The sequence below is a fragment of the Streptomyces sp. NPDC007164 genome, assembly GCF_040634135.1.
Taxonomy (GTDB): Bacteria; Actinomycetota; Actinomycetes; order Streptomycetales; family Streptomycetaceae; genus Streptomyces; species Streptomyces sanglieri.
Map to the genome: position 1 here is coordinate 915,553 of NZ_JBEYFB010000001.1, position 11,992 is coordinate 927,544.

At 71.5% G+C, this 11,992-nt stretch carries 9 protein-coding genes; 6 read left to right on the forward strand and 3 right to left on the reverse strand.

Annotation, left to right across the window (positions count from 1 at the left end; all coding sequences use genetic code 11):
• Positions 1 to 84 precede the first annotated feature (84 nt).
• From ABZ622_RS04275 to ABZ622_RS04285, 3 genes are all read right to left on the reverse strand, one after another.
• Positions 85 to 699, reverse strand: a complete 615-nt coding sequence (locus ABZ622_RS04275) for a hypothetical protein (protein WP_360540134.1) — start codon at positions 697 to 699, stop codon at positions 85 to 87.
• The gene (locus ABZ622_RS04280) at positions 696 to 3,026 is read right to left on the reverse strand and encodes an alpha/beta hydrolase (protein WP_360540285.1); all 2,331 of its coding nucleotides are present in this window, start codon (positions 3,024 to 3,026) and stop codon (positions 696 to 698) included. The genes ABZ622_RS04275 and ABZ622_RS04280 overlap by 4 nt, the downstream gene beginning before the upstream one ends.
• 311 nt (positions 3,027 to 3,337) lie before the next feature.
• Entirely contained in the window at positions 3,338 to 5,212 is a 1,875-nt protein-coding gene (locus ABZ622_RS04285) for a hypothetical protein (protein WP_360540136.1), read from the reverse strand.
• A 288-nt stretch (positions 5,213 to 5,500) separates the two neighbouring features.
• Here ABZ622_RS04285 and ABZ622_RS04290 point away from each other — a divergent pair, with 288 nt between their 5' ends.
• The 6 genes from ABZ622_RS04290 (at position 5,501) to ABZ622_RS04315 (ending at position 11,923) form a co-directional block, all read left to right on the forward strand.
• Positions 5,501 to 6,256, forward strand: a complete 756-nt coding sequence (locus tag ABZ622_RS04290) for a DUF4232 domain-containing protein (protein ID WP_360540138.1) — start codon at positions 5,501 to 5,503, stop codon at positions 6,254 to 6,256.
• A gap of 457 nt (positions 6,257 to 6,713) precedes the next feature.
• Complete coding sequence (locus ABZ622_RS04295; protein WP_360540287.1) at positions 6,714 to 7,529, forward strand: serine/threonine protein kinase; 816 nt, start codon at positions 6,714 to 6,716, stop codon at positions 7,527 to 7,529.
• Complete coding sequence (locus ABZ622_RS04300) at positions 7,526 to 9,187, forward strand: serine/threonine-protein kinase (RefSeq protein WP_360540140.1); 1,662 nt, start codon at positions 7,526 to 7,528, stop codon at positions 9,185 to 9,187. The genes ABZ622_RS04295 and ABZ622_RS04300 overlap by 4 nt, the downstream gene beginning before the upstream one ends.
• Positions 9,188 to 9,301: 114 nt before the next feature.
• Positions 9,302 to 9,778, forward strand: a complete 477-nt coding sequence (locus tag ABZ622_RS04305) for an RICIN domain-containing protein (protein ID WP_360540142.1) — start codon at positions 9,302 to 9,304, stop codon at positions 9,776 to 9,778.
• Positions 9,779 to 9,863: 85 nt separating this feature from the next.
• A complete protein-coding gene (locus tag ABZ622_RS04310; protein WP_360540144.1) occupies positions 9,864 to 10,889 on the forward strand; it encodes a hypothetical protein in 1,026 nt (341 codons plus the stop codon).
• Positions 10,890 to 10,978: 89 nt separating this feature from the next.
• A complete protein-coding gene (locus tag ABZ622_RS04315) occupies positions 10,979 to 11,923 on the forward strand; it encodes a hypothetical protein (RefSeq protein WP_360540289.1) in 945 nt (314 codons plus the stop codon).
• Positions 11,924 to 11,992 lie beyond the last annotated feature (69 nt).

An 11,992-nucleotide genomic window follows, 5' to 3' on the forward strand; every position in this document is an offset into this window, starting at 1 on the left:
CGGGACCACCGGTCCGGCGCACCGGGCGCCCGGCCCGGCGCACCGGATGCACCGGGTGCGCGGGGCCGGACGCCCGAGCGACCATCAGGAGGCCGCGGCCGACCAGAAGTCGGAGCGCACATTCGGGCTCGGGAGCGGGTAGACGCCCTTGTAGGCCGGCCCGTTCGGCGCAGCCGTGGATTCGGCGACCTTCGACTCCTTCACACAAGGGGTGTCCGCCTCGAAGAAGGCCTGCCCCTTGGCCCGGATGCTCACGCTGATCCCGAAGCCGTCCTTGGACACCGCGTAGACCGCCGGGAACTGCTCGTCGACGTTCTTCGCCTTGATGCGGTAGTCGCTCGCGCGCCAGAACTGCTCGATCTGGTCGAGGAAGCCCTGTCGCCGTTCCGCGGAGACGATGGTCATCACGGTGCGCCTGCGCGTCACGTCGCAGCTGCCCTTGGTCGTCTGGCCGTGGGCCCACTGCACCTCGGGGTCGATCTTCTTCAGCACGGCGTCGAGCATGCTGTCGGCCCGGTCGGCAGCCTCCTGCATGTCCATGCCGTTCCCCTTGGTGCCCTGGGTGCTCTTGTCGCTCTTGTCGCTCTTGGTGGCCGTGGTGCTCGTGTTCGCACCCGACTGCGCGTTCTCGCTGCCGCAGGCGGACAGTGCGAAGCCGGCGGCCAGAGTCACCGCAACGATCTGGAACCTGCGCCTCATCGCTGTTCCTCCATCTTGAGCCGGTCGGAGTGTCCCGACACGATAAGCGCGATGCTGTCGGCGGACACGGCGTCCCGTGCCGGGTTGAAGTAGTTCGAGTGCGAGTCGAAGCTCATGGGCTTGCCCGGGTCCACCGGGAACCGCGTCGCCCCGAACGCCTTGCTCGCCGGGTCCTTGCCGAACCAGAGGTCGTCGTCGCCCGGGTCGGCCAGGTCGCCGGCGATGTAGGAGCCGGCCGGTCCGCCCAGGATCATCCCGATCCCACCCACGACGACCTGCGTCTTGGACGGAAGCTTGGTCACCGGGTCGTTGGCCGCGGCACCGACGTAGACGTGCCCGGCGCCGACCCCGAGGTCCACGGCCCGGTCCACTCCCACCCCGGGACTGCCGACCAGGATGATGTCGTCCACCCCCGGGATCCCCCCGAGCTTCTGGGTCGCGGCACCGACGGTGCGCGAACCGTAGGAGTGCCCGATGGCCGTGATGTGCGGGTCCTTGTTCTGGTTGGTGGCCGCGATGCCGCCCATGAAGTCGTAGTACGCCGCGCCGCCCTTCTCGGCCCGGCCGGTGCCCGCGACCGCCAGGCTGCTCAGCCCGTCCGGCGTCTGCGGTGCGTCGTAGCCGAGCCAGACGATCGAGGCGCTGGACGGGTCGTAGCCCTGGGCGCCGATCGCGGTGTCACGGGCGCGCTTGAGGTCGTTCTTCGCGAACTCCTCGTCGAGGGAGGTGTTCAGCCCCGGCACGTAGGCCGACACGTTCTTCGAGGTGTCGGGGTTTCCGTAGGAGACGATCGCCCGCCCGTTGCCCTCGTCGCTGATGCCGATGAGGTACATCGGGGGCTGGCTGCCCTCCTTCAGCTGCCGGTCGATCTCCCTCAGCCCGGCCAGCTGCTCCTTCGACGTCTTGTCGGTCTTGCCCTCCAGCTTCGAGATCAGATCCGGCAGGTTGCGGCGGTTGGCCGTGTCACGGTCCGCCACCGGAATTCCGTCGAGGCTGCCGATCTGGTCCGGGGAGAGCTCCAGGTACTCGTCGCGCTGCTGCTGCGTCAGCCCGTTCCACCAGTACTCGCGGCCCTCCGCGCTGCCGCCCTTCGGGATGCGGTCGTTGAGGTACTGCCGTCGCGCGTCACGCACCGCCGAATCGACCCGCGTACCGGACCCGGGCAGCCCGGTGAACACACCGCCGCCGGATCCGTTGGTCATGTCCGCGGCGGCGGCCACGTACTGGCCCTTGTCCCACTTGCCGCCGGCCTTGTGCGCGACCTGCGCGTACTGGTCGACGACGCCCTTGGCGGCGTCGACGGGGTGCGCGATCGTGTCGATGGCCCCGGTGACGTCGCCCAGCAGACCGCCGTCGCCGACGATGCCGTCGAGGAAGCCGCCGTCCGAGCCGCCGGAGCCGCCGGGGACCGGGCCTTGTCTACCCGCGTCGACCTCTGTAGAAGAACCGCTGGTTCCTTCTGAACCACCAGTACCGCCGGTCCCGCCGGAGGCGTCGGACCCACCGGATCCGCTGCCGCCCGAGCCGCCGGAGCCGTTGCCCCCGGCCCCACCGGAACCACTGCCTCCGGACCCGTTGCCTCCGGCTCCGTTACCCCCGGAACCATTGCCTCCGGACCCGTTGCCGCCCGACGCGTCCGAGCCCGCGTTGCCGGCACCGGTTCCACCGGTCACGGTCGCGCCCTCGGACCCACCGCCGCCACCACCGCTGCCGCCGCCGTTCCCCTGGCCGCCGTTACCGGCTTCGACGTTGGAGGGCGCGCAGCCGCCGCCGGTCAGCTGGCAGATGGCGTCCTGGATCCGGCCGGTCAACTGCCCGCCGATCCCCGTGGCCACAAGCCCGCCGATGAGGGCGACGACCACGAGGATCATGCCCAGGTACTCCATCGCGGTCTGACCGGTGTCGGCGCGCCGCTGCTTGACCAGCCGCACGATGCTGAACGGCCGGTGCTCGGCGCGCTGTTCGACGGGAAGCCGGAACCAGGCCCGCGAACGGGACCGGAGCAGCAGGACGATCAGGACTACGGGCAGCACCAGTTGGGCCACGCCCTGGCCGTTCGCGTCGCCCAGTGTGGCCAGCGCTCCGAGCGTGAGCCAGGCGCTCACGGCCAGCAGCCCCCGCCGGATCCAGACGCCACCGGTCCGCACCCGGAACGACAGCACGAACCCGGCGATGCCGGGCAGCGAGGCGTACAGCACCATGCCCAGCAGCCGGCCGTCCACCGCATCGACCGCCGCGGCCGCGAACAGCGCGTCGAGCGCGCCGACGACCGTGACGGCGAAGAGCAGTCGGACGAGAATCAGTACCGCCTGCAAGGGGCGCGACAATGGCTGTCGGCCCGGAGGGACCTCGGTGGTGCTCATGTCAGCACCACCCGGTACCGCTAGTTCTCGTATGCCAGACACGGCGAGTCTCCCCAGCTTTGTGAGTGGGCGCAGCGACAGTTCCCCCCGGTATCCGTATGCGACCACAGCGGCGCTGACCCGGCATGGGCCCCAGGGCCCAATGCCGGGCTCAACGTCGAACACCCGGCCTATCCCGTACTGCCACCGACCGCCCCGTTACGGGTCATTGGGGGCAGTGACGGGGCGCCAGACCGCTCCGGGCCGACCAGGAGGCGCAGTGCGCGCGGCCCGCCCTATCGGCGGCCGTCGCCCCCGCCGTACGTCCTCGGGTCCACCGCGGCGAGCCGGCGGAGCGCGGCGGCGGCCCGGTCCTCGGGGGCGGTTCCGTCCTCCGGGATGTGCCACATGACGTACTGCCAGGGGGCGTCCTCCCCGCTCTGCCCGGCGGCCGGCCTCGCGCGGCACCTGAGGGAGACGGCGGTGCGGTCCCGGTCCCTGAAGACGGTGCCGATCCAGGCCGGTTCGGCGTCCCAGCGGGTCAGCAGGTCCGGCCGGTCGCGCAGGCCCGCCGCGATCAGCCGTGCGGTCCTCCGGGCCGGCCAGGTCCACGAATGGTCGTTCTCGGCACGCGCGATCTCCGCGTCGTACGCGGCGGCCTCGAAGCGGTACTCGGGCAGCTCGCGCGCGGGCAGCAGGGAGGGCGGCGGGGGCGGGCGGCGCCAGTCCGACCAGATGACGTGGTCCCCGTCCCGGCGGATGGTGACGTGGAGCGCGCCGCAGCAGCCCTCGGTGCAGTACGCCTCCGCGAGCTGTACTTCCCGCGGTTCGTCCGTGGCCCGCAGGCGGCCGCTGTCCAGCAGGTACTCGGGGGCGTGCGCGCCGCCCCGGCCGAAGGCGGCCGGCACCAGGGGGCTCCCGTCGATCAGAATGCGGGTCTCGACGATGTCCGGATCCACCGGGTCGAGCACGGTGGCCTCGATCCTGAGCCGGCCCGCCGGACCCGTACACCCGGCATCGCGGCGGAACGGCTGACGGGCCGTGCGCCGGGCCCAGTCCAGCCGCCTCCGTTCGGCGGGGTCGCCGCCCCGCGCAGGCCCGCCGTCCAGGAGTGCCCGCCAGTCAGGCCGGCGCAGCACGGACTCCAGACCGTCCAGCAGCGCCTCGCGCCGGCCCGTCCCCCACTCCAGCAGGCGGCTCGGGCCGCTGTGCAGTTCGAGCGCGACGGACAGCAGGATCGCGTGGTGGTCGAGGGTGGGCGGCAGTTCGGCGGCCCGTACCGCGAACGCTTCGAAGAGGCCGACGGCCACCGGGCAGGCCAGCACCTCGGCCCGGTCGTCGTTCGCGCTCGACATCCGGCGCAGCAACCGTCCCGCCCCGGCCACCAGCCCCGCTTCTCCGGGACGGGCCGCCCGCAGGAGGTCGGCGAGCCGGACGGCCTCGGCGACCCGGCGGGCGGTCTCGGGCTGCACCTCGCTCGCCTTCCGCAGGACCGCCTCCAGCCGCCCGGGTACGGCGGACTCCTCGCCGGCGGCCAGGGCGTCGACCAGGCCGCGCAGCTCCGGGCCCCTGGCGTAATGACCGAGCCACACCAGAGCCGCGGTCGGGCTGTCGAGGGGGTCCAGCGCGCGTACGGCATGGTCGGCGAGGTCCCCGAGCCGGCCGAGGACCCTGAGATACGGGATGTCCTCCGGTTCGCCGAGGCGCGTCAGGAGGGCGAGGCCGACGCAGACCGCCATGGGGCTGGTTCCCGTACGCGTCAGGCACCGGCCGAGCGCACGCGCCCAGCCTTCGTCCGCCGGCGTCAGCCCGGTCACCACGGACTGGACGTGTCCGCCCCGGATGCTCAGTCCGGCGAGGCGCAGATGAATCTCCTCAGCGGCCTGTGCCACGTCGGCCATGTCCGGCACGCCGGGCACGCCGGTGCCGGTGCCGGTGCCGGTGCCGGTGCCGGTGCCGGTACGGGATGTCAGAGGGGCCAGCGCCTCCGTCAACGCCGCGCAGGCCGACTTCCAGGAAGTTCTGGTCCGGGGGCGGCGCTCCGGCGGGTCCGGCAGCGCGTATCCCCCTTCGGGGAGCCTGCCGTCGGGCTCCGCGCGAAGAAGGCGCAGGGCGCAGGCGTACAGCGAGGGCGCGGGAGAGAGCGCGGGGATGCGTACGGGAGGGAGCACGGGAGGGAGCGCGGGGGTGGGCACGGGAGGGAGCGCGGCGCGCTCTTCCGGGGCGCTCAACGGGCGGGGTGGGTCTCGATTCCATGAGTCATGCGCGGAGTCTCGCAGCCGGCCCGATCACGCACCAGCCGATTTCCCCGTAGGCCACTTCGGGGACGTCAGCCGGACGTCAGTGAGGCGTCAGCGGAACGTGAGCGACCCACAGGATGCTTATGTTGTCAAGAGGTCAGAGAGAGCGGTTAGCCGCAGGATCCGGGCCTTGTCTCACGCTCATCCTGGGAGAATTCCATGCGTACGATCCGCAACCGCAAGCACGCCGCCGCTCTCGCCGCCGTCACCGCCGTGCTCGCCCTGTCGCTCACCGCCTGCGGCGGGGACGACACCGGCACGAAGTCCGCCGGCCCGGCGGACAACGCCGCCTCGGCCGGCACCTCGGCCGGCTCCTCCCAGCCGTCCACCGACGCGACGACCACGGACACCAAGAAGACCGGTGGCACCGCGCAGAACACCGGCGCCACGAAGACGGACACCTCGAAGTCCGGGTCGACCGGCGGCAGCAGCGCGACGGGCGGCAACACCAGCGACAGCTACGCCTACAAGCACCCGTGCAAGAGCTCGGACCTGTCGGTGCGCGTCTACCCGCGTGAGGGCTCGTCCACCCAGCAGGTGATCGAGGTCAACAACACCGGTGCCAACTCCTGCGGTCTGAGCTACTTCCCGCAGGTCAGCCTGGGTGCCTCGAAGGCCTCGGACCATAGCAAGGACATCACGCCGGCGGTTCCGGGCGGCCTGGGCGGCGCGCCCGCGTACCCGGTCAAGCCCAAGACGGCGGCCATCGCGGTGATCGACCTCAACCCGAGCGGTGGCAACGGCGTGACCTGGATCAACGAGATGAACGTGCTCGCCGACGGCGACCACATGGCCAACGCCGACACCCAGAACTTCGATCTCGGCCCGGACGTCAAGGTGGGCAGCCCGAAGCTGGGCCTGTACCAGGGCTCGGTCGCCGACGCGGTGAACTCGATGAAGCAGGCGGGCAACTGACCTCCTTAGCGGGGCCGTACGACAAGCCCAGCGGGAGGCGCCCGCGCCTTCCACCACACTCCGACACGTAGGCCCGGATCCGATGCGATCCGGGCCCTACGCGTTGGACGCTCCGTAAACAGCGCGGCAGCCGATGCACCAAATCGAGCCAGTTCGCCAAAGCGGGCAAAGTCTCGCCCCATATCGAACACCTCTTCCCCGGCGCCGGACCGACCGCTTCGCCCGTCCGGCTCGGCCTCTCTTCCCGGCGCGAGAACCCGAAGCTGGACGCCCGGCGCGGGCCGCGACGCCTCTCGTTCCCGAGGCGGCATCGCGCCACGGCCGATGACCGACGGCGGTCGGGCGGCGGTCCGGCGGCAGACAGAAAACGACCAGAATCCGGACGGGAACGGCCCCCCTGGATGGGTAACGTTCGGCCGGTGTGGAAGTTCACCGGCACGGGGGCGAGGTGGGTGCACTGAGCGGGATCGTGGTCTATCTGCCGCGGCGGAGCGACGACATCGGAGGGGCACCGTCCGGTGACCCCGTGACGTTACGGCTCGGCCCGGGACAGACAGCACGCTTCGGACGGGGCTCCGCGACGACCCCGGTCGAACTGCGCCTCGACGACGAGGCCATCTCCCGGCTGGCCGGCGAGATCCGGGTGACGGACGACCACTGGCAGCTCAGCAACCACAGCGCGACCCAGAGCTACCTGGTGGAGAACCCGGAGGGCGCGGGAGAGTACCTGCGGGTTCCGCCCCGGCGGGCCGGCGCGCCCATCCCCTTCGAGTTCTCCCGGGTCGTACTGCCCACCCGCCGCGACACCACGGTCTCCTTCCAGGTGTTCGCACCCGATCACGTCTATCTGGACCCCTGCCCGGACCCCGCCGGTACGGCAGGCCGGTGGGGCAGCCGCACCGTCATGGCGTACTCGCTGGACGAGACGGCCCTCTACTTCCTGATCCTGGTCGCGCTCTGCGAACCCCGGCTGCGCGACGAGTCGCCGGTCGCCGTGCCGACCACGCCGCAGATCGTCGAACGGCTCAAGGGGCACGCCGCGTGCGGCCAGTTGAGGGCGCGGGCGGTCAGCTCGCACATCGACTACCTCGCCGAGGAGAAGATGCGGATCAGCGCCCCGGCCGATCAGGGATCCGGAGGAGCGCGCCGCAACGGGAAGCGGGAGGCCCTGGTCGGGATCGCGCTGCGGTTCGGACTCGTACGGGAGGAACATCTGGCGCTGCTGCCGCCCCGGGCCACCACACGCAACCACGAGCGGGAGACGGGCAGTTGAGCCGGGGTTCCGCCGGGGACGACGGTCCACAGGCAGGCGGCGACCATACGGAACTGCTCCCGCGCGGCTACCGGGTCGGCAGCTGGGAGGTCACCGAGCCGATCGCCTCCGGCGGCTGGGCGACGGTGTACGCGGGCCGCCCGGCCGACAGCCCACCACGGCAACCGGGGGCGGGGGCGGAGGCAGGGGCGGGGACGGGGACAGGGCCGAAGTCGGGCTCGGACCCGAACTCGGACTCCGGCTCGGAACCTGTAGAGGTCGCGCTCAAGTTCCTGCCGACCGCGGGGCTCGCACCGCGCCAGGCCCGCAAGGTCGCTGAGACCGCCCGGCGAGAGGTCGAACTCGGCCGCCGGGCCGGCCATCCGAGGCTGATCCGTCTGCTGGACTCCGTCGTGATCAGCGATCCGGACCAGGCGTTCCTGGACGGTGCGATCGTGCTGGTGATGGAGCGGGCCGAGCGCAGTCTGCGGGATCTGTTCGATGCCGGGGTCGCAGGGGGCGCGAGGGGCGCAAGGGGCGCGGGAGTCCCGGAGGTCCAGGCGGTCCCGGGGGCGGACGTCGCCAGGCTGTTCGCCGAGATCTGCGAAGGGCTGGCCCATCTGCATCGCAGCGGCTGGGTGCACGGCGACCTGAAGCCGGAGAACATCCTGCTGATGCCCGACGGCGCGCTCAAGCTGTCGGACTTCGGGCTCGCCACCGAACTGACCGGCACCCACGGCACCCACGGGTATGCACCGCCGATGGGCACCCTGGACTACCTCCCGCCGGAGCGCTGGCAGGCCCCGCTGGGCGAGCACGGCGTGGAGGTCCGGCCCAGTGCCGACATCTGGGCCCTGGGCATCATGGTCCACGAGGTGTTCGCGTCCGGCGCCTCGCCGTTCCCCGGCGCCACCCCGGTGGCGCGCGGCGCGGCGGTACAGGAGTACGCCGACGGGCGCGCACCGCTGCGGATCGACAGTGCGCTGCCGCCGTTCTGGCGCGCCCTGGCCGCCGACTGCCTGGCCCCGACCCACGCCGAGCGCGCCGCGCACAGCGCCGAGAGCCTGCTCGCGCGCATCGCCGCGCGGTCGACGGCACCCCGTCCGGCACGCCGGCGGTGGAGCTCCCGCGCCGCTCTGGTGACCGTCGCGGTGTGTTCGGTGGCCGCGACGGTCTGGGCGCACACCGTCGGCGACGCCGCATCGGGCGCGAAGGGCGAACCACCGGCCCGGCTGCGGGTGTTCAACGCCGACGACGGGTGCAGGGAGCGTACGGACCGGAACCCGCAGTGCAGTCTCGGCCTGGCGGTCGACCCCCTCAAGCCGTACACCGTCGACAACGTTGTACCGGTACGGGTGTGGCACGGCGACGTCCTCGCCGTCGACTGCCGCCTCCCCCGGGGCATCCCGATCATCGACGAGTCGGACGCCAGCTCCACCGAGTGGTACCGGGTCCGCCTGCCGGCCCGCTCCCCCACCTCGTCCGCCGCATCCGCGCCCTCCTCCGCAGGCTCCGCCGCCTCTGCCGCCTCCGCCTGGCTGCCGGCCGTGCGTACGGCGGATCGTCCCCGGGTTCCCGACTGCTCGCGTCCCACGGGCAAGCCCGTGTCCACGTCCGTGCCCACGCCCGCACCCACCTCCGTACCCACCTCCATACCCGCGTCCGTGCCTGTCCGTTGAGTGTCGGCGTTCGCGTCGCGGGGTGTCACTCCGGATCGTTCCGGATGTCGTACCCGGCTGCCCGACGGCTAGCTTGCGGTCCCGACAGTCACCGGAAGGAAGAGGAAACAGCCCATGCGCGGCACACGTTCGCTCCTGATCGGCGGGGTCCTCGTCCTCGCTTCCCTGTCCGCGCCGACGGGCACGGCCCTGGCCGCCGGGAACGGCTCCGCGTCCCCCGCGCGGGCCGCCGACGCCACCCAGAGCTTCCGCAATCAGGCCACGGGCCGTTGCATGGACGACACCGACGACGGGTTCCGCACGTGGAGCTGCAACGGGAGCAACCCGCAGCTGTGGGACGTGAAGGTCTGGGACGACGGAACGCGCCAGCTGCGCAACGTGAACACGGGACGCTGCGTCGAGGACAGCGACAACGGGTTCCGCACCGTCGGCACGTGCGGCTCCACCCCGGAGCAGAGCGGGTGGATCAAGGTCTGGTCCGACGGCACCGTCCGCTTCCAGAACCAGGCGACCCTGCGGTGCATCGACGACAGCTCCCTGGGCTTCCGCACCTGGCCGTGCAACGACACCTCGTACCAGAGCTGGTTCTGACACCGGCGCACCCTCGACGACCCATCCTTCACCCCCTCCAACTCCCCTTTCCCGCAAGGCTATTCCGAAGCGAAGGAGCAGTCGGATGCGTGGCTCGACCGAACGACGACGCACGATGTGGAGATCAGCTGTCCTGCTGGCCGTGGTGGCCGCGACCGGCCTCGGCAGCCCGGCCCTCGCCCGGAGCGCGGCCGACGTGCCGGGCCCTCTCGGGAACTCCGCCCCGGCCGCGCTGTTCTGCGACATTCCGGCGGACCGGGACATCGCGGTGATCCGCAAGGTGTACGAGGTCGGGCAGCGCCGCGGCGTGTCCGACAAGGTGATGCTCGCCGGCTTCGAGACGGGCTGGGTCGAGTCCCGGATGAACAACCTGGCGTGCGGGGACCGGGATTCGCTCGGTGTCTTCCAGCAGCGGCCGTCGATGGGCTGGTGCGAACCCGCCCAGTGCCTCGACGTCGACTTCGCGGCCAACAAGTTCTTCGAGGTGGCCCAGCAGATGGAGCCCGACTGGGACACCGCGGGCGAGCTGGCCCAGGCCGTCCAGCGCTCCGCGTACCCGGAGCGCTACCCCCAGGCGGAGGGCTACGCCCGGGAGTTGATGGCCGAGGCGTTCCAGCCGTACGGCACGATCGGTGCGAAGTACGCCGGGCTGGGCGGCCACGACGGGCCGCTCGGATGGCCGGTCCGTGCCGAGGAGGACTCCTCGCTCGGCGGGCGCTTCCAGCTCTTCCAGAACGGGATCGTCATCTGGCACCCGGACGAGGCCCACGCCATCTACGGGGACATCCTGACGAAGTTCTGGGACACCGACGCCGAACGCCGCTGGGGCTTCCCCACCACCGACGAAGCCGACGCCGCACAGGCACCCGACGGCACCAAGGGCCGCTACCAGTTCTTCGAACGAGGACTCTTCCTCTGGTCACCCCAGACCGGCGCACACACCGTCCACGGCGCCATCTACGACGCCTTCCACGCAGCCGGACACGAAAACACACTCGGCTACCCCCTCACCGACGAAACCGACGAAGCAGGCGGCGGCAAAGCACAGAAATTCCAGAAGGCCACCATCCACTGGACCGCCGAAAAGGGCACCTGGATCACCCAGAACTGACGGGGGAGGCAGTCATGAACTCACTCGCACCGCTGAGTCTTCGGCGGGTGATCGGGGCGGTGACGCTGGCCCTGGCATCGCTCGCAGTCATGTTCGGCGCGGCACCGGCCGCGAGCGCCTCGGAGCCGGGCGGGCCGATCGGGCGCGGCGAGACGATGGACCGTGCGTGGTCGTGGATCGCCGAGCAGGTCCCGTACAGCCAGAGCGGCTGCCACCAGAACCAGTTCGGCTGCTACCGGCCGGACTGCTCGGGCTATGTGTCGATGGCCTGGAACCTCGGTACGTCCCTGACGACCTGGGGCCTGTGGGACGTCACCTTCGACATCCCCGCAGGCGACCTGCAACCGGGTGACGCCCTGCTGCGCGACTCGGGCGGCACGGACCACGTGGCGCTGTTCCTCCGCTGGGCCGATCCCGCCCACACCCAGCCGGTGGTGCGCGAGGAGTACGACTTCGGGCACGTCGCCGAGGAGCGGGTGTGGAGCGACGGGCTCAGGGGTTTCACGCCCCGCCGCTACAACAACCTGGACGACCTGGTCCCGTACGGCACCATCGCGGCGAAGTACGACAGCACGGGCGGCCCCGGCGGCCCGCTGGGCCGGCCGATCACGGGTGAACGCGACTCCTCGCTCGGCGGGCGCTTCCAGCAGTTCCAGAACGGGATCGTCATCTGGCACCCGGACGAGGCCCACGCCATCTACGGGGACATCCTGACGAAGTTCTGGGACACCGACGCCGAACGCCGCTGGGGCTTCCCCACCACCGACGAAGCCGACGCCGCACAGGCACCCGACGGCACCAAGGGCCGCTACCAGTTCTTCGAACGAGGACTCTTCCTCTGGTCACCCCAGACCGGCGCACACACCGTCCACGGCGCCATCTACGACGCCTTCCACGCAGCCGGACACGAAAACACACTCGGCTACCCCCTCACCGACGAAACCGACGAAGCAGGCGGCGGCAAAGCACAGAAATTCCAGAAGGCCACCATCCACTGGACCGCCGAAAAGGGCACCTGGATCACCCAGAACTAGGGCCTCTCGTTTGGATCATGCCGGGCTCGCGTGCCCCGGTGCCGCACCTCGCCGCGTTGTCGTCGGTCG

Bases quoted from the DNA above. Each gene is read 5' to 3' on its own strand.
- ABZ622_RS04290 (WP_360540138.1), top strand. From the start codon at position 5,501: ATGCGTACGATCCGCAACCGCAAGCACGCCGCCGCTCTCGCCGCCGTC.
- ABZ622_RS04275 (WP_360540134.1), bottom strand. From the start codon at position 699: ATGAGGCGCAGGTTCCAGATCGTTGCGGTGACTCTGGCCGCCGGCTTC.
- ABZ622_RS04305 (WP_360540142.1), top strand. From the start codon at position 9,302: ATGCGCGGCACACGTTCGCTCCTGATCGGCGGGGTCCTCGTCCTCGCT.
- ABZ622_RS04310 (WP_360540144.1), top strand. From the start codon at position 9,864: ATGCGTGGCTCGACCGAACGACGACGCACGATGTGGAGATCAGCTGTC.
- ABZ622_RS04315 (WP_360540289.1), top strand. From the start codon at position 10,979: ATGTTCGGCGCGGCACCGGCCGCGAGCGCCTCGGAGCCGGGCGGGCCG.